The following is a 23,542-nucleotide window of genomic DNA, read 5'->3' on the forward strand; positions in this document are numbered from 1 at the left end:
TGTTTCCAGAAGGGAAGTCGCCGTGCAGGTTTCCGCAACCAACGCCGCCGTCCGCTACGCCCCGCCGCGTCCGGCCGGTTCGGGCGAGGCCGCCGCGGCCATTGTCGACCTGACCCAGCTGGCGGTGGCGCAGACCAACGCCAAGGCGACCCAGGCGGCCGGTGCGGCCCTGGCCCAGGCCACCGGCGAACTGACCGGCGTGCTGGTCGACATCTCGGCCTGAGGCCTAACAGGTCATTTTCGCCGCGAGGGCTGATGCTGGCCAGAACCGACAGGTACTCGCGACGTCGATCTAGAATCCGAAGTCGGCCCGGCGGGCAATGTCTGGTCGCGACCCGTTGCGGACATCGGGCGCAACGACCCTCTCTCTTAGAGAGAGGGAGGGGCCCATGCGAAGCATGGGAGGGTGAGTGGTTACACCCTCAGCCGGCGCGCCGGCACATCGCCCGAAACAGCGCCAAGATTTCCCAAGGGCTTCGCCTACCCACTCACCCTCCCACGCCTTGCGGCGCGGGCCCCTCCCTTTCTCCATGAGAGAGGGATTTGATGTCTGCTCACCACCCTTCGCCGACATCAAATCCACCTGCTTCGTGCAGGTTGTCGCTAGCGAATGGGGGCCCGCCGAGGGGGAGGAATGACGGACTGGAAAGGGCGCACCGGGTCGATGCGCCCCTTGTTGCGGCTACGCCCCGACCAGCTGCTCACGGGCGGCCTTGGCGGCGGCGACCATGTTGGTCAGGGCCGGTTCGACTTCTTCCCATTTGCGGGTCTTCAGGCCGCAGTCGGGATTGACCCACAGCTGGGCCGGCGACAGGCGCTGGCCGGCTTTCGCCAGCAGGTCGAGCATCTCGCCGGAGGCGGGGCTGCGGGGGGCGTGGATGTCGTAGACGCCGGGGCCGATCTGGGCCGGGTAGGCATAAGCCTCGAAGGCGTCGAGCAGCTCCATCTTCGAGCGCGCGGTCTCGATGGAGATGACGTCGGCGTCCATGGCGCCGATGGCGGCGATGATGTCGTTGAACTCCGAATAGCACATGTGGGTGTGGATCTGGGTCTCGTCGCGCACGCCTGAGGCGGCGATGCGGAAGGCCTCGACGGCCCAGGCGAGATAGGCGTCCCAGTCGCCGCGGCGCAGGGGCAGGCCCTCGCGCAGGGCGGCCTCGTCGATCTGGATGATCTTCGCGCCGGCGGCCTCGAGGTCGACGACCTCGTCGCGGACGGCCAGGGCGATCTGGCGGCAGGTTTCACCGCGCGGGATGTCGTCGCGGACGAACGACCATTGCAGGATGGTGACCGGGCCGGTCAGCATGCCCTTCATCGGCCGGGCGGTCAGGCCTTGCGCATAGGCCCACCACTCGACCGTCATCGGCGCAGGGCGCGAGACGTCGCCATAGAGGATCGGCGGGCGCACGCAGCGCGAGCCGTAGGACTGCACCCAGGCATGCCTGGTGAAGACGAAACCGTTCAGGCGCTCGCCGAAATACTGGACCATGTCGTTCCGCTCGAACTCGCCGTGGACCAGCACGTCGAGGCCGATCTCCTGCTGCCAGGCCACCGCGCGGGCGGTCTCGGCGCGCAGGAAGTCGGCGTAGTCGGCGTCGGGCAGCTGGCCCTTGGCGTGGGCGGCGCGGGCCTGGCGGACGGCGGCGGTCTGCGGGAACGAGCCGATGGTGGTGGTCGGCAGGGGCGGCAGGCCGAGCCTGGCCTGCTGCAGCACGATGCGCTGCTCGAACGGCGTGGCGCGGGTCGCGTCCCGGGTCGTGACGGCCGCGGCGCGGGCCTGGACGGCGGGATCGTGGATGCGCGGCGAGGTCTTGCGCGCGGCGACGGCGGCGCCTGCGGCGTCGAGCTGCGCGCGGACGGCGGCGCGGCCCTGGTTCAGGGCCTTGGCCAGGATCGCCAGCTCTTCCAGCTTCTGCACGGCGAAGGCCAGCCACTGGCTGACCTCGGGATCCAGATCGGTCTCGATGGCGAGGTCGAGCGGGGTGTGCAGCAGCGAGCAGGACGGGGCCAGGATCACCCGGTCGGGGCCGCGGGCGGCGACCACCGGCTCGACCCGGTCGAGGATGGCCGTCAGGTCGGCGCGCCAGACGTTGCGGCCGTCGACGACGCCGAGTTCGAGAACCAGGCTGTCGCGGGCCAGGGCGATGGCGGCGTCGAGATCCTGCGGGGCGCGGACGAGATCCAGGTGCAGGCCGTCGACGGGCAGGTTGGCGGCGGTGGCGAGGTTGTCGCCGTAGGTCCCGAAGTAGCTGGCCAGCAGGATGCGGATCCGCGGGGCGGCGTGGGTAAGGGCGCCGTAGGCGCGGCGGATCTCGGCGCGCTCGAAGTCGGTGAGGTCGAGCGCCAGGCACGGCTCGTCGATCTGCACCCAGTCGGCGCCGGCCACGGCCAGGCGCTGAAGCACCTCGGCGTAGACGGGCAGCAGGGCCGAAAGCAGCGACAGTGGCTGGAAGTCCCCGTTCGGGACGGGGTCCTTGCTTTTCGCCAGCTTGAGGAAGGTGACGGGGCCCAGGATCACCGGGCGGGTGAAGATCCCCTGCGCCTTGGCCTCGAGGAAGTCGTCGACGACCTTGGTCGAGGTCAGGGCGAAGGCCTGGCCGGGCGAGAGCTCAGGCGCCAGGTAGTGATAGTTGGTGTCGAACCACTTGGTCATTTCGAGCGCCGGCAGGCCGGTGGCCGAGGTCTCGTGGGCGCAGCCGTGATCGCAGGCCTGGCGGCCTTGCGTGCCGCCATCTTGCGTTCCTCTGGCCATGGCGAAGTAGAGCGGCAGGTCCACCGGGCCGCCGGCCCAGCCGTAGGCGGCGGGAACCGCGCCGACCATGACGGCGGTGTCGAGGACATGGTCGTAAAGCGAGAAGTCGTTGCTGGGCACGTGGTCGACGCCGAGGTGGGCCTGGCGGCGCCAGGCCAGGGCGCGCAAGGCGGCGGCTTCGGTCTGGAGCCCGGCGGCGTCCAGGCGGCCGGCCCAGTGGGCTTCGAGGGCGGTCTTCAGGCGGCGCTGGGGGCCGATGCGGGGGAAGCCGAGGGCGGCGACGGTGACGGTCATTTACTAGCCTCTGTCTCGATGGTGACGGAGGCTGGACGGGGCGCAGGCGCGCAGGCGCGCGAACGGTATGGCCGATCCGCGCCTGGAACTCGCGACCAGACCGGGCACCCCGCCGGAGGACGTTATCTGTCGAGGCAGGTCTCCTGGCTCGCGGGTCAACGCCGCCGTCCTGGCCTTCCCGGCGCCCCACCGAGTCGAGTTCGGGGCGCCAGTGACACGTATCGGACGGCCGCTCGCCGCTTACAGTTGCGGGGGCAGCGCCGGTTTCGCACCGGCTTCCCTCTTAGCTTTGGACGCGCAAGCGCCCGCAGACCACGACCCCCTTATCAAGCCTGGGGTCGCGAGCGTTGTCAATCAAGACATAAAGATATCTTTATGTGATCTCCGATTGCGCCGGAGCGTGGCCTTGGCCCGTGACAGGACGTCGCACACCGTTCATAAACCCCGCGTTCAGTCTCCATTCAGCCGTACCCGGCTAAACCGGACGCCATGAAGCCGATCCGAGCCATACTCGCCGCAGCCGCCATCGTCGCCGCCCTCCCGGGCGCGGCTCTGGCCCAGCGCGGCCCTGACTCCCTGGGCGCCGACTGGCGCGCCCGGCAGGACCAGGCGCGTGGCGGCGTTCAGTCGGGCCGGCTGGTGCCGCTGAGCGTGGTCATCGACCGCATCGCGCGCCGCACTCCCGGTCGCCTGCTCGACGCGGGCCTGGAAGGGCGCAACTATCGCATCCGCTGGGCGACGACCGACGGCCGCCGCATCGACTTCATCGTCGACGCCGAGAGCGGCCAGATCCTCAGCGGGGGCTAAGGAGTTCCTAGGTTAACATGCGCATTCTGCTCGTCGAAGACGATCCCGACCTGTCGCGCCAGCTGAAGCTGGCCCTGGCCGACGCCGGCTACGCCGTCGACCATGCCGCCGACGGCGAGGAAGCCCAGTTCCTGGGCGAGACCGAGCCCTATGACGCGGTGATCCTCGACCTGGGCCTGCCCAAGGTGGACGGGGTGTCGGTGCTGGAACGCTGGCGGCGCGGCAGCGTCGCCACGCCGGTGCTGATCCTCACCGCCCGCGGCGCCTGGAGCGAAAAGGTCGCCGGCTTCGACGCGGGCGCCGACGACTACCTGACCAAGCCTTTCCATACCGAGGAACTGCTGGCGCGCCTGCGGGCGCTGCTGCGGCGCTCGGCCGGCCATGCCGCGCCGAGCCTGACCTGCGGCGGCCTGCGCCTGGACCCGCGCGCGGCGCGAGCCAGCGTCAACGGCGAGCCGCTGCGCCTGACCTCTCTGGAATACCGCCTGCTGCACTACATGATGATGCACCAGGGCCGGGTGATCGGCCGCACCGAGCTGGTCGAGCACCTGTACGACCAGGACTTCGACCGTGACTCAAACACCATCGAGGTGTTCATCGGCCGGCTGCGCAAGAAGCTGGGCGCCGACCGCATCGAGACGGTGCGCGGCCTGGGCTATCGGCTGATCCCGCTGGAAGGCGAGACCGCCGGGTGATCCCGCGCGGCGGCGTCTGATGCTGCTCGGCTTCCGCAAGCGCTCGCTCGTCCGGCGGCTGGTGCTGCTGGCGGCCAGCTGGACGCTGATCGTCCTGCTGGCCGCCGGGGCCTTCCTGACCGCCCAGTTCCGTGACGCGGCCATCCGCCGGTTCGACCAGTCGCTGGCGGTTCTGACCGACGACCTCTACGCCGGCTCGGCGGTGGAGGACGGGGTGCTGAAGGCGCCGTTCCTGACCGACATCCGGGCCACGCGGGCCTATTCGGGCCGCTACTGGACGATCTTCGCCCAGCGCAACGGCGCGCTGCGGGCGGTCGAGCGCTCGCGCTCGCTGTTCGACAGCGATCTCATGCTGTCGACCACCCAGATCGACCGGCTGACCGCCGATCCGGGCAAGACCCAGTTCTTCGACATGCACGGTCCGCAGGACAAGCCGCTGCGGGCGGCGGCGATCCTGGCGCGGCTGCCCAACTATCCAGATCCCGTTGTGTTCATCGCCGCCGAGGACCGCTCGCCGATCGACGCCGACGCCGACCGTTTCGGCCGGATCACGATCTTCGCCCTGCTGCTGCTGGGCGCGGGCCTGATCCTGGCGATCGTCGTGCAGGTGCGCTTCGGCCTGCAGCCGATCTTCCGCCTGCGCCGCGAGATCGCCGACGTGCGGCGCGGCAAGGCCGAGCGGCTGGCCGGCCCCTATCCGGTGGAGCTGGAGCCGCTGGCCGAGGAGCTGAACGGCCTCCTGGCCCACAATCAGGAAGTCGTCGAGCGCCAGCGCACCCACGTCGGCAACCTGGCCCACGCCCTGAAGACGCCGCTGTCGGTGATGCTGACCGAGGCCAGTCAGCAGGGCGGATCGCTGGCCGAGGTGGTCGAGCGCCAGGCCCAGACCATGCGCGAGCAGGTCGACCACCATCTGCGCCGGGCGCGGGCGGCGGCCCGCTCGCAGACCAGCGGCGAGCGCACGCCGGTCGAGCCGATCCTCGACGAACTGGCGGTGACGCTGGAGCGGATCTTCCAGGACAAGGGCGACGGCCGGGGCGTTGAGATCGACTGGCGCTGTCCCGAAGACCTGTGCTTCCAGGGCGAGCGGCAGGACTTCATGGAGCTGGCCGGCAACGTCATGGAGAACGCCGGCAAGTGGTCGAAGGCCAGGATCCGGGCCGAGGCGAAGGCCGACGGCGAGGGCAAGATGCTGCTGGTCGTCGACGACGACGGTCCGGGCATTCCGCCCGAGCAGCGGGCCCAGGCGCTCAAGCGCGGCCAGCGGATGGACGAGCATACGCCGGGCACGGGCCTTGGCCTGTCGATCGTCGACGAACTGGCGCGAGCCTATGGCGGCTCGGTGACGCTGGACGATTCGCCCCTGGGGGGCCTTAGGGTCGTGCTGTCGCTGCCCCGCGCCGAGGGTTAACGCTACCGGGCGCCATTTTCAGGCGAGCGCGCTGTCGCGAAGGTGGAGAGAAAGCCCCCGCGACCATTCGCCTTGCCTTCCGACGTTGAAAAAGCAGCGGTTTCGGAAAGTTTTAACCTCGTCCGCAACATGGTTGACGCTGCCAGGACCCCCCAGTTCCCGGCGGAGATCCATGGCCGCACTCGCCGCGCAAAAACTGCAGATCATCCGGACGCTGGTCGAGACCGCGCCCGATGCGGCTCTGCGCAGTCTCGAGCTGGCGCTGGCCAATGCGACGGGCGGGGCGCTGTCGACCGTGCGCGCCATCGTCGAGGACGAGACGGCCGACCGCTACGTCCGCAACACCATCCTTTCGCCGATCGCGCCGCTGTGCCAGCCGCGGGCGGCCGACCTGCCGCAGTTTCCACGCCGGGCGCTGGCCCTGCTGTGGATCGCCCTGAAGGCCGAGGCTCCGCGCCAGGTGGCCGAGGGCGCGGCGCGCTGCAATCCCTGGGACCTCGATAACGGCGCACCCGACGTCTTCAACCAGCTGTGCAAGATCGCCGCGCGCGGCCTGCGCGAGCCGACCCGCCCCGAGTTCGAGGCGGTGGGCAGGATCTGCGACGCAGAGGCCCTGGCCGACTATCTCGACCTGTCGGTGATCGTCCGCAACGCCCTGCCGCGGCTGTCGGAGTGGGTCAGCCGGATGAACGGCGAGCGCGCGGCCTCTGCGCGCCTGGCCTATCGCGACGCCTGCGCCATCAGCGGCGACGCCGGTCCCCGGATGTTCGAGATGCTGGCCGCGCACCTGCCCGAGCCGTGGCGGATCCTGCGGGTGATCTCGGCGGTGATGGATCGCCCCAACGATCGCTATCTGGCGTCGTCGGAGGTCAAGGCCTTCGGCGAGCGCATGCTGGCCGACATCGAGGCCAGCATCGAGCACGTCCGCGCCTTCGACCTTTCCGGCGGCGAGGCGGCCGGGCGTGAGGCGGCGGCCAGCGCCCAGCGCATCGCCAACCAGCTGACCGAGTTCGAGCAGGCCGTGGACGTGGCCAAGGACGGCCCGTGGGGCAAGCGTCTGTCGAAGTTCAAGCAGGCGGCGGCCCAGGCGGCCGAGTTGCGGATGAACGCGGCCGACAAGGAGCTGTCCCTGGCCCTGCCGTCGCGGCCGATCTCGATGATGGGCAAGATGGGCGGCGGCAAGGGCGTGCCCAAGCTGGATGCGGCCCCGGACGAAGCTCTGGTGCGCCGGGCCGCAGCGGCCCTGGCCTTCATCGAGGACCTGCGTCCCTGCGCGGCCCAGGCCGGCTATGGCTCGACCCGCACCAAGGCGCTGGAGAAGCTGAACCAGCGCCTGGACCAGTATATCGAGGACTGCCTGCACGTCGCCCGCACCGGCGAGGGCGGCGACCCGCAGATCGCCCGGGCCTATCTCGATATCGCCGCCGGCTACATCGTCCATACGCGTGACGAGAAGACCGCCGAGATCGTCCGCCGCCGCGCCGTCGCGGCCATGGCGGCCTAATCCCTCCCTTAAGAGCGTTTTTTCACTGACGGGCGGCTGCTTCTCCGGCTAACAGCGGTCTCATGATCGGTTTCTGGCCATGATCGGCTTCTGGATCGCCGCCGCGGGTCTGTCCGCCGCCGTCGCCGCCCTGGTGCTGCGAGGCGCGGCGCGTGGCATGGCGCCCGCCGGGGACGATCCGGCCCTGGCCGTGCATCGTCGCCAGCTTTCCGAGATCGACGACCTGGCCGAGCGGGGCCTGCTGGCGCAAGGCGAGCTGAAGGCCGCCCGGGCCGAGGCCGGCCGCCGCCTGCTGGCCGCCGCCGACCAAAGCGCGGCCTGGCCCAAGGAAGGCCTGGGTCCGCGTCGCGTGGTCGTAACGATCGCCGCGCTGGCGCCGCTGCTGGCGCTGGGCCTCTATGTCGCCGTCGGCGCGCCGGGCGCGCCGGACCAGCCTTTCGCCAGGCGAGTGGCCGAATGGCGAGCCGGGGACGCGGCCATGCTGGACCCGCCGCGCATCGTGGCGATCCTCGAGCAGGCGGCCCGCGGCAAGGACGGCGCCAATCCCGAGCTCTATCGCAACCTCGCCATCGCCCGCATGGCCGGCGGCGACGCGGTGGGCGCGGCCGAGGCGCTGCGCAAGGCCGTGCGCCTGGCGCCGCAGCGCGCCGACCTGTGGACCGCCCTGGGCGAGGCCTTCGTGACCAGCGAGCAAGGGCAGGTGGGCGCCGACGCCCGCACGGCCTTCACCGAGGCGCTGAAGCGCGATCCGAAGAACCTGTCGGCCCGCTATCACCTGGCCAAGGGCGAGATCGCCGACGGCAAGCTGGAGGCGGGCCTTACCGGCTGGCGCGCGGTGCTGGCCGACCTGGCCGTGGACGACCCCCGCCGCCCGGTGCTGGCCGCCGAGATCGACCGCACCGCCCAGGCCGGCCGCCTGGTCGACGCGGCGCCGCAGCAGGCCGCCGCTGGCGACGTCACGCCGGAGATGATCCAGGGCATGGTCGAAGGTCTCGCTCAAAGGCTGGCCGCCGCGCCCGACGATCCCGAGGGCTGGGTGCGCCTGGTGCGCGCCTACGCCGTGCTGGGCGATGTCGCCCGCCGTGACGCGGCCCTGAAGGACGCCTCCCAGCGCTTCAAGGACCAGCCCCGCGTGCTGGCCGCCCTGCGCCAGGCCGCCGACACCGCTCCCCAGAACCCGGGCGTCCGATGAGCTTGCTTCCCAAGTCCCGCAAGGCGCGCCGGCGCCTGACCATCCTGCTGGCGATCGCGCCGGTCGCCGCCCTGGCCGTGGGGCTGGCGCTGTACGGCATGCGGGACTCCATCTCGCTGTTCTACACCCCTGCCCAGGCCCAGGAGGCGCACGTGCCGGCCGGCCGCAAGGTGCAGTTGGGCGGCCTCGTCCAGGCCGGCAGCGTGGTCAAGCATCCCGACGGCCTGGTGGAGTTCACGGTCGCCGACCAGAAGGCGACCAGCAAGGTGCGCTACCAGGGCGACCTGCCTGACCTGTTCCGCGAGGGGCAGGGGATCGTCGCCACCGGCGCCTTCGACGAGGGCGGCGTGTTCGTCGCCAAGCAGGTGCTGGCCAAGCACGACGAACGCTACATGCCGCGCGAGGTGGCCAAGGCCATCAAGGAGCAGGGCGAGTGGCGCGGCGAGGGAGCTTCCCCGCCATCCTATGGTGCGGAGAAGACCGCCAAATGATCGTCGAGTTCGGCGCCTTCGCGCTGGTTCTGGCCCTGGCGCTTTCGGTCGCCCAGACGGGTCTTTCCGCCGCCGGCGCGTGGCGGCGCTCGGGCGTGCTGGCGGGCGCTGGGCGCGGCGCTGCGCTGGGCGCCTTCGCGGCCCTGGCCTGCGCCTTCGCCGCCCTGATCTACGCCTTCGTGACGTCCGACTTCTCGGTGGCCAACGTGGCGGCCAACTCCCACACCGCCAAGCCGCTGCTCTACAAGGTGGCCGGCGCCTGGGGCAGCCACGAGGGTTCGATGCTGCTGTGGTGCCTGGTGCTGACCGGCTACGGCGCGGCCGTGGCGGTGTTCGGCGAGCGCCTGCCGCCGCGCCTGCGGGCCTGGGCCGTGGCCGTGCAGGGCGCGCTGGGCGTGCTGTTCCTGGCCTACACCGTCTTCGCCTCGAACCCGCTGACCCGCCTGGCCGATCCGCCGGTGGAGGGCCGCTCGCTCAATCCGCTGTTGCAGGATTGGGCGCTGGCCGTTCACCCGCCGTTCCTCTACGCTGGCTATGTGGGCTTTTCGGTGGTGTTCTCGTTCGCCGTCGCCGCCCTGATCGAGGGCAAGGTCGACGCGGCCTTCGCCCGTTGGGTGCGGCCCTGGACCCTGGCGGCCTGGAGCCTGCTGACCGTCGGCATCACTCTGGGCGCCTTCTGGGCCTATTACGAGCTGGGCTGGGGCGGCTGGTGGTTCTGGGACCCGGTCGAGAACGCCAGCTTCATGCCCTGGCTGATCGGCGCCGCCCTGCTGCACTCGGCCATCGTGCTGGAAAAGCGCGGCGCTCTGCCGGGCTGGACGGTGTTCCTGGCGCTGGCGGCCTTCGGCTTCTCGATGCTGGGGGCGTTCCTGGTGCGCTCGGGCGTGCTGACCAGCGTCCACGCCTTCGCCGTCGACCCGACGCGCGGGGTGCTGCTGCTGACCATCATGGGGATCGCGGCGGGGTTCGGCTTCCTGATGTTCGCGATCCGCGCGCCCAGCCTGAACGCCGGCGGCCTGTTCGCGCCGGTGAGCCGCGAGAGCGCCATCGTCCTCAACAACATCATTCTGTCGGCGGCGACGGCGACGGTGCTGCTGGGCACGCTCTATCCGCTGATCCGCGAGGCCATGGACGGCGAGGCCGTCTCGGTGGGCCCGCCGTTCTTCAACCTGACCTTCACGCCGCTGCTGGTGCTGGCGCTTGCCATCCTGCCGGCAGGACCGCTCCTGGCCTGGAAGCGGGGCGACGCGCGCCTGGTGGTGCGCCGGCTGTGGCTGGCCCTGCTGGTCGCCGCGATCCTGGGCCTCGTCGCCTACGCCGTGGTCACCCCGCGCAAGGCGCTGGCGAGCCTGGGTCTCGTCCTGGGCTTCTGGCTGATCGGCGGGGCGCTGGCCGAGCTCTTCGAACGGGTGAAGGCCTTCCGCGTCCCCTGGGCCGAGGTGCGACGTCGGGCCGGCGGCCTGCCGCGCGGGGCCTGGGGCACGACCATCGCCCACGCGGGCCTTGGCCTCTTCGTGCTGGGCGCCAGCTTCGAGACCGCCTGGAAGGTGGAAAGCGCCCAGGCCCTCAGCGTCGGCGGCAAGATCGAGCTGGGCGGCTATGTGCTGACCCTGGCCGACGTCGGCACGCTGGAGGGGCCCAACTACCTGGCCGAGCGCGGGATCGTGCGGATCGAGAAGCTGGGTGGGGGCCTGGTCTGCACGGCCCAGCCCGAGCGGCGGTTCTTCCCCACCGGCGGCCAGACGACCTCGGAAGTGGCGCTGTGCCCGCGCGGCCTGGACGACCTCTACGTGGTCATCGGCGAGCGCCGGGCGGGCGCGAACGGCCAGCCGGCCTGGCTGGTGCGGGCCTATGTCAATCCGTGGGTGCGGCTGATCTTCCTGGGACCGCTGGTGATGGCCCTGGGCGGCGTGGTGTCGCTGTCGGACCGGCGCCTGCGCATGGGCGTCGCCAGGAAAGCCAAGGGAGCGCAGGCGTGATCGCAGACCCCCTCCGGCCCTTCGGGCCACCTCCCCCAAGGGGGGAGGATCTGGTCCGACGTAGATGCTGCCCCTCTGGGGGAGCTGTGCCGAAGCGACTGAGGGGGATCGCGATAGCGATGGCCGCCATCGCCTGCATGGCCGCCGCGTCCGACCCTTCCGAGCGCCTGCCCGATCCCGCCCAGGAGGCCAGGGCGCGCGATCTGTTCAAGGAAGTGCGCTGCCTGGTCTGCCAGAACGAGTCCATCGACGATTCCGAGGCGGCCCTGGCCCATGACCTGCGTCTTCTGGTGCGCGACCAAGTGAAGCAGGGGCGGAGCGACGCGGAGATCCGTGCGTTCCTGACCCAGCGCTACGGGGAGTTCGTGCTGCTGAAGCCGCCGTTCTCGGCTGGAAACGCGGTGCTCTGGCTTACGCCGCTGGCGGTTCTGCTGGCCGGCGGGGGGCTGATGGTCGCGCTGCTGCGGCGTCGGCGCAGCCCCGAAGCTGCGCCGGAAGCGCTGTCGGCGGAGGAAGAGGCGCGGCTGAAGGGACTACTCGAGGGCGAATGACACGATTGCGCCCTGATGAGGCCGCAAGAAACGCCGCGAGGATGAAGGAAAGATAATCCTGGAACCGTTGCACGAATTGCTGGTGCAACTAGGTTCTGTTCGAGAACCCGGCGCGGAGCGTCGTGGGTGAGGAAAGACGAAAGATGGCTGCTCGGAAGTCAGGATTCATTGTTGGCGCCGTCGCGGGGGCCGGCGTTGCTTGCGCCGCTCTGGCGGGCGTGGGCATGCGCATGGGGCCGGCCGGCGCGGCCGAGCAGGAGCCGCAGCTGGTGCGCGCTTCGGCGACCAGCGCCCCGATGTTCGCCCCGCCGCCCGGCGCGCCGCTGTCCTTCGCCGACATCTTCGAGAAGGTCTCGCCGGCCGTCGTGCAGATCGACGTGACCTCGAAGGCCGATCCCAAGGCCCGTTTGCGCATCCCGGGGCTGGAAGGCCTGCCGTTCGACATCGTGCCGCGCGGCCAGAAGCCGGGCGAGGAGGGCGAGGACGCCCAGGCCGCGCCCAAGCAACAGTCCTCGGGCTCGGGCTTCTTCATCTCGGCCGACGGCTACATCGTCACCAACAACCACGTGGTGGCCGACGCCGACACCGACGGCATCAACGTCGTCATGAAGGACGGCCGCGAGCTGAAGGCCACCGTGGTCGGCCGTGACGAAAGCACCGACCTGGCGGTGATCAAGGTCATCGATCCGAAGGCCAAGGGCGCGGCGTTCCCGTTCGTGAATTTCGAGAACCAGGCCCGTCCGCGCGTCGGCGACTGGGTGATCACCATCGGCAACCCGTTCGGCCTGGGCGGCACCGCCACGGCGGGCATCATCTCGGCCTACGGCCGCGACCTGGGCGACAACTCCTCGCAGTTCGTCGACTACATCCAGATCGACGCCCCGATCAACCGCGGCAACTCGGGCGGTCCGTCGTTCGACATCTACGGCCGGGTGATCGGCGTGAACACGGCGATCTTCTCGCCGACCGGCGGCTCGGTGGGCATCGGCTTCGCGATCCCGGCCGACGTGGCCGAGGCCACCGCCAAGCAGCTGATCAACGGCGGCAAGGTGGTGCGCGGCTACATCGGCGCCCAGATCCAGCCGTTCACCAGCGAGATGGCCGAGGCCCAGGGCCTGGCCGGCACCAAGGGCGCCATCGTCGCCGACCTGGTTCCGGGCGGTCCGGCCCAACGCGGCGGCCTGATGCCGGAAGACGTGGTCACCAGCGTCAACGGCGTGGACATCAAGAGCGGCTCGGAGCTGACCCGCGAAGTGGCCAAGGCCCGTCCGGGCGAGGTCATCAAGCTGGCCGTGCTGCGCGGCGGCAAGCCCCGCACCGTGGAGATTCGTTCGGGCGTGCGTCCGACCGAGAAGGAACTGGCCGACAACGACAACGAGGACGGCGGCGACAAGGCCGCGCCGGCCAAGCCGGCCGCGCCGAAGGCCGAGGCCCTGGGCATGAGCCTGGCGCCCCTGGACGATGCGGCCCGCAAGGCCAACGGCATCGACAGCGCCGTGAAGGGCCTGCTGATCGACAGCGTCAAGCCTTCGTCCGACGCCGGCGAGAAGGGCCTGCGCAAGGGCGACGTGATCAGCAGCATCAACGGCGAGCCGGTCACCTCGATCGGCGAGGTCAACGCCGCCATCGAGGCGGCCAAGAAGCTGCAGCGTCCGAGCGTCAACCTGCGCATCATCCGCGCCGGCCGCCCGACCATCATCGCGATCAAGATCGCTCCGTAAGCGATCTGTCCGGTGTGAAAGACCAGCCCCGCCTCGATAAATCGAGGCGGGGCTTTTCGTATGTGACCAAGGTTTAAGGTACGCTGCCTCGCAAAGCCGGTATCGACCCGGCTACTATCGCGCCGGTTGGTCGAATCGGGAGAACGTGGATCGTTTCTCCATCGGCGCACGAGGGGTTGGCTGATGCGTATTCTGATTATCGAGGACGATCTCGAGGCCGCCGGCGCCATGTCCCATGGCCTGACCGAGGCTGGCTACGCCTGCGTCCATGCGCCGGACGGCGAGGCGGGCCTGGTCGAGGCCGGCAAGGGCGGCTTCGACGTGCTGATCGTCGACCGGATGATGCCCAAGAAGAACGGCGTCGAGGTGGTCTCGACCCTGCGCCGCGAGGGCGACCAGACGCCGGTGCTGTTCCTGTCGGCTCTGGGCGAGGTGGGCGACCGCGTCGACGGCCTGAAGGCCGGCGCCGACGACTACCTAGTCAAGCCCTATGCCTTCCCCGAACTGATCGCCCGTGTCGAGGCCCTGTCGCGTCGTCGCGAGACGGGCGCGGTCGCGACGACCCTGAAGGTCGGCGAGCTCGAGATGAACCTCATCAACCGCACGGTCCATCGCCAGGGCAAGGAGATCGATCTCCAGCCCCGGGAGTTCCAGCTGCTGGAGTTCATGATGCGCCACGCCGGCCAGTCGGTGACCCGCACCATGCTGCTCGAGAAGGTGTGGGAGTACCACTTCGACCCACAGACCAACGTCATCGACGTGCACATCTCGCGCCTGCGATCGAAGATCGACAAGGGGTTCGACCGGGCCATGCTGCAGACCGTGCGCGGGGCCGGCTACCGGCTCGATCCGTAGGCGGCTCGGGCGGGGCGTGGTAGGCTGGAGGCCATGAACAAGCCGGTGAAGTCCGTTCAGCAAGATGCTCCCGTCGGGCCGGAACTGTCCGACGCCGACCTCGACGCCTGGGCCGTCCGCAACCACGAAGCGCTCGAGGCGCTCGTCGCGGAAGCGGAAGTCCAGCTGGAACGCGGCGACCGCCCGGTTCTCGACATGGACCGACTGATCGCGGAGGAAACCTCGCGGTTCCTCCAGTCCCCGCCCAAAGCCTGACGCCCGCTCGTGGCGCCGCCGCGCTTAGTCACCACGGCCAAGGCCGAGGCGGATCTTCGGGACATCTTTCGACAGGTCGCCGCCGACAACGGGCTTTCGGCCGCGACCTCGGTGCTGAGGAGGCTGGAGAAGGTCTTGCCAAACCTGGCGGCCTTTCCTCACCTTGGCCGAGCTACGCACAGCGGCGCGCGCCTTCACAGCGTCAAGCCGTGGATCATCGTTTATCGCCCGATCACGGGCGGCGCCGAGGTGTTGCGGGTCCTGGATGGCCGGCGTGACCTCGACGTTCTGATCGGCAAGAAGACCTGAAGCCATGCGCCTGCCGCGCCTTGTTCGATCGACGCCTTTCCGGCTGACCCTGCTGTTCCTGGCCCTGTTCGCGGCCGCAGCGACGGCGTTCCTCGGCTATATCTACATCGCCACCGCCGGCGAGGTGGACCGGCGCGCCGACGCCGAGATCACCCGCGAGATGGAGAGCCTGGAGGCGGCCTATCGCCAGGGCGGGGTCAACGCCCTGAACCAGACCCTGGTCGAGCGGGCCATCGGCGAGCGGCCGTTCCTCTATTACTTCGCCGACAAGACCGGCAAGCGGATCACCGGCTCGATCGAGGAGTCGCCGATCGACGACTTCACCGGCGCGGGGCCGACCTGGCGCAGCTTCACCCTGACCGAGACCGATCTGGACGGCGCGACCGTCCGGCGCTCGGCGCGCGGCGTACAGGAGCGGCTGGCGGGGGGCGAGATCCTGTTCGTCGGCGCCGACGTCGCGGAGTCCCAGGGCTATGTGATGAAGATCGTGCGGGCCCTGTGGGGCGCCGGCGCGCTGGTGATCATCCTGGGGCTGGCCGGCGGGGTGCTGATCAGCCGCAATGTCAGCCGCAGCATGCAGGGTCTTGTGGACGTGGTGAACGCCGTGCGCGGCGGCGACCTGCATGCCCGGGCCAAGATCCGCGGCGCTCGCGACGAGTACGACGAGCTGGCCGAGGGCCTGAACGACATGCTCGACCGCATCGAGCGGCTGATGGGCGGCCTGCGCCACGCCGGCGACGCCATCGCCCACGACCTGCGCAGCCCCCTGACCCGCCTGCGCGCCCGCATGGAGGTGGCCCTGATCGACGCCGAGAACGGCAAGGGCGACCCGGTGGCGGCGCTGGAAACGGCGTTGATGGACGCCGACGGCGTGCTCAAGACCTTCAACGCCGTGCTGGCGATCGCCCGCCTGCAGGCCGCCGGCCAGGCCCCTGACCAGAAGCCGTTCGAGGCCAGCGACCTGGCCACCGACATGGCCGAGCTCTACGAGTTCTCCTGCGAGGACAAGGGGCTCGACTTCAAGGCAGAGATCACCCCGGCCCTGTCCCTGCGCGGCAACCGCGAGTTCATCGCCCAGGCCCTGGCCAACCTGCTCGACAACGCCATCAAATACACGCCCGAGGGCGGGGCGATCATGCTGCGCCTGCGCCGCCGCTCGTCGGGCGAGCTGGAGTTCTCGGTCACCGACACCGGCCCCGGCGTGCCCGAGGAGGACCGCGCCCGGGTGGTTCAGCGCTTCGTCCGCCTGGAGAACAGCCGCAGCGAGCCGGGCGCGGGCCTTGGCCTGTCGCTGGTGCAGGCGGTGGCCGCCTCGCACGGCGGCCGGCTGGAGCTGGCCGAGGGGCCGGGCGAATACAACGGCATGGGCCCGGGCCTGCGCGTGGCCCTGGTGCTGCCCCGCGTCGAGTAGGCCCGCGGATCTAACCCAGCGGCGAAGACGCCGCCTCGCAGGCCGCCAGCGCCTCGGCGGCCAGGGCGTCGATATAGGTCTCGTCCGACGGCTCGGCCCAGACCTTCAGGTCGGCGACCAGCGAAGGATGGGCGCACAGCGCGGCGGCCTCGAGCGCGGGGCCAGCGACGGTCTCGGCGGCGAGCGCCGCCCGCACGAAGGGCAGGGCCAGGCTGGCGTCGCGCTGCGCCAGGCCCAGCATCGCCTCGGCCCGAACGATGTCGTCTTCGTCGTTTGCCGCGCGCAATAGCGCCTCGCGGACTTCGGGGCCGTCGACCTCCTCCTGGGACAGCAGCAGAACCGCCCAGTCGCGGTTCGACCGGTCGGCGTCGGCGGTCAGCGCGATCAGCCGGTGCAGGTTCTCCTCGGCCCCCTCGGCGCCGGACAGCGGCGCCTGCTCGGCGATGACCCGCTTGAGGAAGTCGGAGGCGGGTTCGTAGCGGTCGGACATCGCGCGAGGATGGCGCCTGGGCCAGGCTTCGGCAAACGCGGTCGAGCGGGCATGCGAGATGCTGCACGCCTCGGCGCGTTCGTCCCAGCGGTCGCGTGATACGTTCAAGCCCCATGAGACGGGCTGGGCCACCTTGCACCGGCTCGGGGGCGGCATGACGCCGCCCCCGATTGTTCGATGCAGAGGGCGAGCGATGACCACCCAACCTTCCGACGACGGCGCCTCGCGCAGGGACGTCCTCGCCGCTGGCCTGGGCCTGGCGGCTTTCGCGGTCACGCCGTCCTTCGCCGCGGCTGCGCCCGCGATCTCTTCCCCAGGAGCCAAGACCATGAGCAGCGGTTTCGTCACGACCAAGGACGGCGTGCAGATCTACTACAAGGACTGGGGTCCCAAGACCGCCCAGCCGATCGTGTTCCACCACGGCTGGCCGCTGACGGCCGACGACTGGGACAACCAGATGATGTTCTTCTACGCCCAGGGTTTCCGGGTGATCGCCCATGACCGTCGCGGTCACGGCCGTTCGACCCAGACCGACACCGGCAACGAGATGGACACCTACGCCGCCGACGTCGCGGCCCTGACCGACCACCTCGACCTGAAGAACGCGATCCACGTCGGCCATTCGACCGGCGGCGGCGAGGTGATCCACTATGTCGCCCGCGCCAAGCCGGGCCGCGTGGCCAAGGCCGTGCTGATCGGCGCGGTGCCGCCGATCATGGTCAAGAGCGACAAGAACCCCGGCGGCCTGCCGATCGAGGTGTTCGACGGCTTCCGCGCCGCCACCGCCGGCAATCGCGCCCAGTTCTTCTACGACGTGCCGGCCGGCCCGTTCTACGGCTTCAACCGTCCGGGCGCGAAAGTCGACCAGGGCGTGATCTGGAACTGGTGGCGCCAGGGCATGACCGGCAGCGTCAAGGCCCACTACGACTGCATCAAGGCCTTCTCCGAGACCGACTTCACCGACGATCTCAAAAAGGTCGACGTGCCGGTGCTGGTGATGCACGGCGATGACGACCAGATCGTGCCGATCGCCGACTCGGCGCTGCTGTCTGCCAAGCTGGTCAAGAAGGGCGAGCTGAAGGTCTACAAGGGCCTGCCGCACGGCATGTGCACCACGCATCCGGAGATCATCAACCCGGACCTGCTGGCCTTCTTCAAGGCCTGACGAAAAAGGGGCGGTCGCCATGCGCGGCCGCCCTTTCCACTTTCACGGTCACGCTCTAGCGTCCTCGCCTGCAACTCGAAGCGAGGCCGACCGGATGCGTGGACTGACGATTTCGACCCTGGCGGCCCTTATGCTGGCCTCGACCGTGGCGCATGCCGCCGAGACCAAGGTCGTCACCGCCGCCCGCCTGCTGGACGTCGCCACCGGGCGCTATGTCGAAAAGCCGGTGGTGCTGGTCGTCGCCGGCCGGATCACCGCCGTCGGCAAGGCCGGCGATTTCGCGATCCCCCCGGAGGCCGAGGCCGTCGACCTGCCGGGCGCGACCCTGCTGCCGGGCCTGATCGACATGCACGTGCATCTCGACGCCTCGCCGGTCTATGGCGGCTACAACGCCCTGCAGTTCAGCGACGCCTTCTGGAGCGTGACCCAGACCGCCAACGCCAAGGCCACGCTGGAGGCCGGGTTCACCACCGTGCGCAACGTCGGGGCCGACCGCTTCAACGACGTGGGCCTGCGCGAGGCCATCGACGAGGGCGTCGTGCCCGGCCCGCGCATCGTCACCGCCACCTACGCCATCGGGGCGACCGGCGGCCATTGCGACAGCACCTTCTTCCCGCCGTCGATGGACCAGAAGGCCCCCTACAACATCGACAGCCCCGACGAGGCCCGCAAGGCGGTGCGCACGCTGAAGAAGTACGGCGCCCAGGTGATCAAGATCTGCGCCACCGGCGGGGTCTTCTCGCGCGGCGACGAGCCGGGCCAGCAGCAGCTGACCTATGACGAGATGAAGGCCGTGGCCGACGAGGCCCACATGGCCGGCCTGAAGGTCGCCGCCCACGCCCACGGCGGGGCCGGCATCAAGGAGGCTATCCGCGCCGGCATCGACACCATCGAGCACGCCAGCCTCGTCGACGACGAGGGGATCAAGCTGGCCGCCCAGAAGGGGACCTGGTTCTCGATGGACATCTACAACACCGACTACACCCAGTCCGAAGGGCGCAAGAACGGCGTGCTGGAGGACAATCTGCGCAAGGACCGCGACATCGCCGAGGTGCAGCGCGAGAACTTCCGCAAGGCCCTGAAGGGCGGCGTGAAGATGATCTACGGCACCGACGCCGGGGTCTATCCGCACGGCGACAACGCCCGCCAGTTCGCGGTGATGGTCCGCTATGGCGCCACCCCCCTGCAGGCGATCCAGGCCGCCACGGTCAACGCCGCCCAGGCCCTGGGCCGGGAGAAGGACCTGGGCCAGGTGAGCGCCGGCCGCTACGCCGATCTGATCGCGGTCTCCGGCGATCCGCTGGCCGACGTGACCGTGCTGGAAAAGCCGGTGTTCGTGATGAAGGGCGGGCAGGTGGTGCGCAAGTAGGGGCAGCGCGCATCTGACGCGCGGCGGAAGGCTGGCGTTCTGCGTCCGCTCAGGCTAGCAGACCGCCCCATGATCCGCCTCGACAACATCTCCAAGCAGAACGGCCACCAGATCCTGTTCATCGAAGCCTCGATGGGCATCCAGAAGGGTGAGAAGGTCGGCCTCGTCGGCCCCAACGGCGCCGGCAAGACGACGCTGTTTCGCATGGTCACCGGCCAGGAACAGCCCGACGACGGGCTGGTCGCGATCGATCCCGGCATGCGGATCGGCTATTTCAGCCAGGATGTCGGCGAGATGTCGGGCCAGAGCGCGGTCGCCGCGGTGATGGACGGCGTCGGCCCCGTCAGCGCGCTGGCCGCCGAGATGGCCGTGCTCGAAGCGGCGATGGTCGATCCGGACCAGGCCGACCAGCTGGACGCCGTCATGGAACGCTATGGCGAGGTGCTCGAGCGCTTCCAGGAACTGGACGGCTATGCGCTGGAAGCCCGGGCGCGCGAGGTGCTGGCGGGCCTCAGCTTCAGCCAGGAACGCATGGACGGCGATGTCGGCATGTTGTCCGGCGGCTGGAAGATGCGCGTGGCCCTGGCCCGCATCCTGCTGATGCGGCCCGACGGCATGCTGCTGGACGAACCCTCCAACCACCTGGACCTGGAAAGCCTGATCTGGCTGGAAGCGTTCCTGAAGAACTATGACGGCGCGCTGCTGATGACGTCGCACGACCGCGCCTTCATGAACCGCATCATCGGCAAGGTGGTCGAGATCGACGCCGGTTCCCTGATCACCTATTCGGGCGACCTGGACTTCTACGACCAGCAGCGCGCGCTCAGCGAGGCCCAGCGCCAGGCCCAGTACGAGCGCCAGCAGGCCATGCTGGCGAAGGAAATCAAGTTCATCGAGAAGTTCAAGGCGCGCGCCTCGCACGCCGCCCAGGTGCAGAGCCGGGTCAAGAAGCTCGACAAGATCGAGCGCGTCGAGGCGCCGCGTCGCCGCCAGACGGTGCAGTTCGAATTCCAGAGCCCGCCGCGCTCGGGCGAAGACGTCATCAGCCTGCGCGACGTCCACAAGGGCTATGGTGACCGGCCGATCTACGAGGGGCTGGATTTCCTGGTTCGCCGCAAGGAGCGCTGGTGCGTGCTGGGCGCCAACGGGGCCGGCAAGTCGACGCTGCTGAAGCTGGTGGCCGGCGACGCCAAGCCCGACCAGGGCGCGGTCAACATCGGGGCCAGCGTCAAGATGGGCTATTTCGCCCAGCACTCGATGGACCTGCTGGACGGCGAAGAGACGATCTTCGAGTCGCTGGAGCGCTCGTTCCCGCAGGCGGGGCAGGGCGCTCTGCGCACCCTGGCGGGTTGCTTCGGCTTCTCCGGCGACGACGTCGAAAAGCCCTGCCGCGTCCTGTCAGGCGGCGAGAAGGCGCGCCTGGTCATGGCCAAGATGCTGTTCGATCCGCCGAACCTCCTGGTGCTCGACGAGCCGACCAACCACCTGGACATGGCCACCAAGGAGATGCTGGTCGCGGCCCTGGCCGACTTCGAGGGCACCATGCTCTTTGTCTCGCACGACCGTCACTTCCTGGCGGCCTTAAGCAACCGCGTGCTGGAGCTGACGCCCGAGGGCGTGCACCAGTACGGCGGCGGCTACACGGAGTATGTCAGCCGTACGGGCCAGGAAGCGCCGGGGCTGCACCCGGGCGGGTAAGACCGCCCCGGACGCAAAGACCGACCGCCGATATCCCGTCGGTGGTCGATTTTTCGTTCACCTGAGCCGTAAGCACGCCTATTGCTGCCCCTCCTACGCGTTTCCCGGGGGCTTCATGTTCGACACCCAATTCCGTCGCCGCGCCGCGGCCCTGGCTTCGACCGCCGTGCTGGCGGCGCTCATGGGCGGGACCGCCCTGGCCGGCGAGGCCTATCGCACGCCGCCGGCGCCGATCGCCCAGATCCTCGACGCCGCGCCGACGCCGGGCGTCAGCCTGAGCCCCGAGCGCAAGACCCTGGCCCTGCTGGGCCGCGAGAACCTGCCGCCGATCCGGGCCGTGGCCGACCCGATCCTGCGCCTTGGCGGCTATCGCATCAATCCGCGCACCAACGGCCCGATCGAGGCCCGCACCACCTGGATGAACAGCCTCTCCTTCGAGGACGTGAAGACCGGCGCGGTGCGGCCGGTGGCCCTGCCCCAGGGCGCGCGCTTCATCGAGACCCGCTGGTCGACGAACGGCCAGAGCCTGGCCTTCGTGATGGAAGCGCCCACCGGCCTTGAGCTGTGGGTCGCCGACCTGAAGACCGCGACGGCGCGCAAGCTGACCGGCCCGGTGCTGAACGCGGCCTTCGGCGGCAGCTATGACTGGCTGCCCGACGACAGCGGCTTCCTGGTGCGCCAGGTCCCGGCCGGTCGCGGCGCGGCCCCGGCCGAGCCGGCGGCGCCCGAGGGCCCGATCGTCCAGCAGTCGGCGGGCCGCACCGCCGCCATCCGCACCTATCAGGACCTGCTGGGCAACGCCCACGACGAGGCGCTGTTCGACCACTACTTCACCAGCCAGCTGACCCGTGTGGCCCTGGCCGACGGTGCGGCGACCCCGGTGGGCGCCCCCGGCGTGATCAACGGCTTCTCGGTCTCGCCCGACGGCCGCTACCTGCTGGTGACGCGCCTGAAGCGTCCGTACAGCTACCTGGTGCCGGCGGCCCGCTTCCCCACCGAGATCCAGGTGCTGGACGCCGCCGATGGAAAGCTGGTCAAGACCCTGGTCGACCGCCCGCTGGCCGACAACCTGTCGTCGGCCTTCGACGCGGTGGTGGCCGGTCCGCGCAGCCCGCAATGGCGCGGCGACGCCCCGGCGACCCTGGTCTGGGCCGAGGCCCAGGACGGCGGCGATCCGAAGAAGAAGGTCGAGATCCACGACCGCGTGCTGATGCAGGCCGCGCCGTTCGAAGCCGCGCCGACGACGCTGGTCGACCTGGACCTGCGCTATGCCGGGATCAGCTGGGGCCGCGACGACTTCGCCGTGGTCACCAGCCGCTGGTTCGACAACCGCAAGGAAAAGCGCCTGGCCGTCGATCCGGCCAAGCCCGGCGCCGCCCGCGTGCTGGTCGAGCGCAACTACCAGGACCGCTACAACGACCCGGGCAGCCTCATGAGCCGCCGCAACGCCAAGGGCGAGGCGGTGCTGCACTTCACGCCCGACGGCAAGGGCGTGTTCGTCGCCGGGGACGGCGCGAGCGCCAAGGGCGAGTTCCCGTTCGTGGGCGTGATGACCCTGGCCGACGGCAAGACCTCGCGCCTGTGGCAGGCCAAGGCCCCGTACTACGAGGCCCCGGTGGCCCTGGCCGACGAGGCCGGCAAGACCCTGATTACCCGCCGCGAGAGCAAGGACGAGGTTCCCAACTACTTCGTCAAGCCGCTGAAGGGCGGTAACGGCAAGGCCCTGACCAAGTTCGTCGACCGCGCCCCGCAGTTCGCCGGCGTCACCAAGCAGACCATCACCTACAGCCGCCCCGACGGGGTGAAGCTGTCGGGCGACCTCTACCTGCCGGCCGGCTACGACAAGGCCAAGGACGGTCCGCTGCCGATGCTGATGTGGGCCTATCCCGAAGAGTTCACCGACGCCTCGGTGGCCGGCCAGACCGTGGATGCGGGCAACCGCTTCACCCGTCCGGGCGGCGCCAGCCACCTGTTCCTGCTGACCCAGGGCTATGCGGTGCTGGACGGCCCGGGCATGCCGATCATCGGCAAGGACGGGGCCGAGCCCAACGACACCTATGTCGAGCAGCTGACCGCCGACGCCAAGGCCGCCGTCGACGCGGTGGTGGCCATGGGCGTGGCCGACCGCGACCGCATCGCCGTGGGCGGCCACAGCTACGGTGCGTTCATGACCGCCAACCTGCTGGCCCACAGCGACCTCTTCCGGGCCGGCATCGCGCGGTCTGGCGCCTACAACCGCACCCTGACGCCGTTCGGCTTCCAGTCCGAGCAGCGCACCTACTGGCAGGCCACCGACACCTATACGAAGATGAGCCCCTTCACCTATGTGAAGCAGGTCAACGAGCCGATCCTGCTGATCCACGGCGAGGCGGACGACAATTCCGGCACCTTCCCGGTCCAGAGCGAGCGCTTCTACGCCGCGCTGAAGGGGGCGGGGGCCACCGTGCGCTACACCGTGCTGCCCTACGAGGCCCACGGCTATCGCGCCCGGGAGTCGGTGATGCACACCCTGTGGGAGATGACCGACTGGATGGACCGCTACGTCAAGAACGCCCCGCCGCGCGCGGCGGCCCCTGCGACCGCCGCGAAGTAA

The 23,542-nt window shown here is 70.0% G+C and carries 20 protein-coding genes and 1 riboswitch; of the genes, 18 read left to right on the plus strand and 2 right to left on the minus strand.

Annotated features, from left to right (window positions below):
- Window positions 1-22: 22 nt before the first annotated feature.
- Window positions 23-223 carry a hypothetical protein gene (locus ACODR1_RS21690; RefSeq protein WP_101718418.1) on the plus strand — a complete coding sequence of 67 codons (201 nt, stop codon included), beginning with the start codon at window positions 23-25 and terminating at the stop codon, window positions 221-223.
- Window positions 224-682: 459 nt separating this feature from the next.
- Here the strand turns inward: ACODR1_RS21690 and metE are convergent, their stop codons facing one another.
- Entirely contained in the window at window positions 683-3,046 is a 2,364-nt protein-coding gene (metE, locus tag ACODR1_RS21695; protein WP_488882291.1) for a 5-methyltetrahydropteroyltriglutamate--homocysteine S-methyltransferase, read from the minus strand.
- Window positions 3,047-3,162: 116 nt separating this feature from the next.
- Window positions 3,163-3,378: riboswitch (cobalamin riboswitch) on the minus strand.
- 157 nt (window positions 3,379-3,535) lie between these two features.
- Here metE and ACODR1_RS21700 point away from each other — a divergent pair.
- From ACODR1_RS21700 to ACODR1_RS21760, 13 genes are all read left to right on the plus strand, one after another.
- On the plus strand, window positions 3,536-3,853 hold the full coding sequence (locus ACODR1_RS21700) for a PepSY domain-containing protein (RefSeq protein ID WP_165257324.1): 318 nt from the start codon (window positions 3,536-3,538) through the stop codon (window positions 3,851-3,853).
- A gap of 17 nt (window positions 3,854-3,870) precedes the next feature.
- Window positions 3,871-4,548 carry a response regulator transcription factor gene (locus tag ACODR1_RS21705; protein ID WP_101718415.1) on the plus strand — a complete coding sequence of 226 codons (678 nt, stop codon included), beginning with the start codon at window positions 3,871-3,873 and terminating at the stop codon, window positions 4,546-4,548.
- 16 nt (window positions 4,549-4,564) lie between these two features.
- Window positions 4,565-5,959: a sensor histidine kinase gene (locus ACODR1_RS21710; protein WP_488882314.1), complete on the plus strand. Its 1,395-nt coding sequence runs from the start codon at window positions 4,565-4,567 to the stop codon at window positions 5,957-5,959.
- A gap of 172 nt (window positions 5,960-6,131) precedes the next feature.
- Window positions 6,132-7,463 (plus strand): hypothetical protein, encoded by a 1,332-nt coding sequence (locus ACODR1_RS21715; protein WP_488882292.1) that lies wholly within the window; start codon window positions 6,132-6,134, stop codon window positions 7,461-7,463.
- A 79-nt stretch (window positions 7,464-7,542) separates the two neighbouring features.
- On the plus strand, window positions 7,543-8,655 hold the full coding sequence (gene ccmI / locus ACODR1_RS21720; protein ID WP_488882293.1) for a c-type cytochrome biogenesis protein CcmI: 1,113 nt from the start codon (window positions 7,543-7,545) through the stop codon (window positions 8,653-8,655).
- Complete coding sequence (gene ccmE / locus ACODR1_RS21725; protein WP_488882294.1) at window positions 8,652-9,146, plus strand: cytochrome c maturation protein CcmE; 495 nt, start codon at window positions 8,652-8,654, stop codon at window positions 9,144-9,146. The genes ccmI and ccmE overlap by 4 nt, the downstream gene beginning before the upstream one ends.
- Window positions 9,143-11,125 (plus strand): heme lyase CcmF/NrfE family subunit, encoded by a 1,983-nt coding sequence (locus ACODR1_RS21730; protein WP_488882295.1) that lies wholly within the window; start codon window positions 9,143-9,145, stop codon window positions 11,123-11,125. Before ccmE ends, ACODR1_RS21730 begins: the two co-directional genes overlap by 4 nt.
- Window positions 11,126-11,244: 119 nt before the next feature.
- Complete coding sequence (locus ACODR1_RS21735) at window positions 11,245-11,676, plus strand: cytochrome c-type biogenesis protein (protein ID WP_488882296.1); 432 nt, start codon at window positions 11,245-11,247, stop codon at window positions 11,674-11,676.
- Between the two features lie 143 nt (window positions 11,677-11,819).
- Window positions 11,820-13,397, plus strand: coding sequence for a Do family serine endopeptidase (locus ACODR1_RS21740; protein WP_488882297.1), 1,578 nt, complete (start codon window positions 11,820-11,822; stop codon window positions 13,395-13,397).
- Window positions 13,398-13,580: 183 nt separating this feature from the next.
- On the plus strand, window positions 13,581-14,252 hold the full coding sequence (locus ACODR1_RS21745; RefSeq protein ID WP_116487713.1) for a response regulator transcription factor: 672 nt from the start codon (window positions 13,581-13,583) through the stop codon (window positions 14,250-14,252).
- A gap of 33 nt (window positions 14,253-14,285) precedes the next feature.
- Window positions 14,286-14,507 (plus strand): hypothetical protein, encoded by a 222-nt coding sequence (locus tag ACODR1_RS21750; protein ID WP_488882298.1) that lies wholly within the window; start codon window positions 14,286-14,288, stop codon window positions 14,505-14,507.
- 9 nt (window positions 14,508-14,516) lie between these two features.
- Window positions 14,517-14,816: a type II toxin-antitoxin system RelE/ParE family toxin gene (locus tag ACODR1_RS21755; RefSeq protein ID WP_488882299.1), complete on the plus strand. Its 300-nt coding sequence runs from the start codon at window positions 14,517-14,519 to the stop codon at window positions 14,814-14,816.
- A 4-nt stretch (window positions 14,817-14,820) separates the two neighbouring features.
- Complete coding sequence (locus tag ACODR1_RS21760; protein WP_488882300.1) at window positions 14,821-16,227, plus strand: sensor histidine kinase; 1,407 nt, start codon at window positions 14,821-14,823, stop codon at window positions 16,225-16,227.
- A 10-nt stretch (window positions 16,228-16,237) separates the two neighbouring features.
- Here ACODR1_RS21760 and ACODR1_RS21765 read toward each other — a convergent pair whose 3' ends face one another.
- Window positions 16,238-16,717 carry a hypothetical protein gene (locus tag ACODR1_RS21765; protein ID WP_488882301.1) on the minus strand — a complete coding sequence of 160 codons (480 nt, stop codon included), beginning with the start codon at window positions 16,715-16,717 and terminating at the stop codon, window positions 16,238-16,240.
- 328 nt (window positions 16,718-17,045) lie between these two features.
- On the opposite strand from ACODR1_RS21765, the gene ACODR1_RS21770 reads away from it, so the two are divergent.
- From ACODR1_RS21770 to ACODR1_RS21785, 4 genes are all read left to right on the plus strand, one after another.
- Window positions 17,046-17,882, plus strand: a complete 837-nt coding sequence (locus ACODR1_RS21770; RefSeq protein WP_205685389.1) for an alpha/beta fold hydrolase — start codon at window positions 17,046-17,048, stop codon at window positions 17,880-17,882.
- A gap of 94 nt (window positions 17,883-17,976) precedes the next feature.
- Entirely contained in the window at window positions 17,977-19,251 is a 1,275-nt protein-coding gene (locus ACODR1_RS21775; protein WP_488882302.1) for a Xaa-Pro dipeptidase, read from the plus strand.
- Between the two features lie 69 nt (window positions 19,252-19,320).
- A complete protein-coding gene (locus tag ACODR1_RS21780; RefSeq protein ID WP_488882303.1) occupies window positions 19,321-20,949 on the plus strand; it encodes an ABC-F family ATP-binding cassette domain-containing protein in 1,629 nt (542 codons plus the stop codon).
- 115 nt (window positions 20,950-21,064) lie between these two features.
- Entirely contained in the window at window positions 21,065-23,542 is a 2,478-nt protein-coding gene (locus ACODR1_RS21785; RefSeq protein WP_488882304.1) for a S9 family peptidase, read from the plus strand.

This window comes from Caulobacter sp. FG7, from assembly GCF_057808875.1.

Coding starts and splice junctions, on each gene's coding strand:
- metE (WP_488882291.1), bottom strand. CDS start 3,046: ATGACCGTCACCGTCGCCGCCCTCGGCTTCCCCCGCATCGGCCCCCAG.
- ACODR1_RS21700 (WP_165257324.1), top strand. CDS start 3,536: ATGAAGCCGATCCGAGCCATACTCGCCGCAGCCGCCATCGTCGCCGCC.
- ACODR1_RS21705 (WP_101718415.1), top strand. CDS start 3,871: ATGCGCATTCTGCTCGTCGAAGACGATCCCGACCTGTCGCGCCAGCTG.
- ACODR1_RS21715 (WP_488882292.1), top strand. CDS start 6,132: ATGGCCGCACTCGCCGCGCAAAAACTGCAGATCATCCGGACGCTGGTC.
- ccmI (WP_488882293.1), top strand. CDS start 7,543: ATGATCGGCTTCTGGATCGCCGCCGCGGGTCTGTCCGCCGCCGTCGCC.
- ccmE (WP_488882294.1), top strand. CDS start 8,652: ATGAGCTTGCTTCCCAAGTCCCGCAAGGCGCGCCGGCGCCTGACCATC.
- ACODR1_RS21730 (WP_488882295.1), top strand. CDS start 9,143: ATGATCGTCGAGTTCGGCGCCTTCGCGCTGGTTCTGGCCCTGGCGCTT.
- ACODR1_RS21735 (WP_488882296.1), top strand. CDS start 11,245: ATGGCCGCCATCGCCTGCATGGCCGCCGCGTCCGACCCTTCCGAGCGC.
- ACODR1_RS21740 (WP_488882297.1), top strand. CDS start 11,820: ATGGCTGCTCGGAAGTCAGGATTCATTGTTGGCGCCGTCGCGGGGGCC.
- ACODR1_RS21745 (WP_116487713.1), top strand. CDS start 13,581: ATGCGTATTCTGATTATCGAGGACGATCTCGAGGCCGCCGGCGCCATG.
- ACODR1_RS21750 (WP_488882298.1), top strand. CDS start 14,286: ATGAACAAGCCGGTGAAGTCCGTTCAGCAAGATGCTCCCGTCGGGCCG.
- ACODR1_RS21760 (WP_488882300.1), top strand. CDS start 14,821: ATGCGCCTGCCGCGCCTTGTTCGATCGACGCCTTTCCGGCTGACCCTG.
- ACODR1_RS21765 (WP_488882301.1), bottom strand. CDS start 16,717: ATGTCCGACCGCTACGAACCCGCCTCCGACTTCCTCAAGCGGGTCATC.
- ACODR1_RS21770 (WP_205685389.1), top strand. CDS start 17,046: ATGAGCAGCGGTTTCGTCACGACCAAGGACGGCGTGCAGATCTACTAC.
- ACODR1_RS21775 (WP_488882302.1), top strand. CDS start 17,977: ATGCGTGGACTGACGATTTCGACCCTGGCGGCCCTTATGCTGGCCTCG.
- ACODR1_RS21780 (WP_488882303.1), top strand. CDS start 19,321: ATGATCCGCCTCGACAACATCTCCAAGCAGAACGGCCACCAGATCCTG.
- ACODR1_RS21785 (WP_488882304.1), top strand. CDS start 21,065: ATGTTCGACACCCAATTCCGTCGCCGCGCCGCGGCCCTGGCTTCGACC.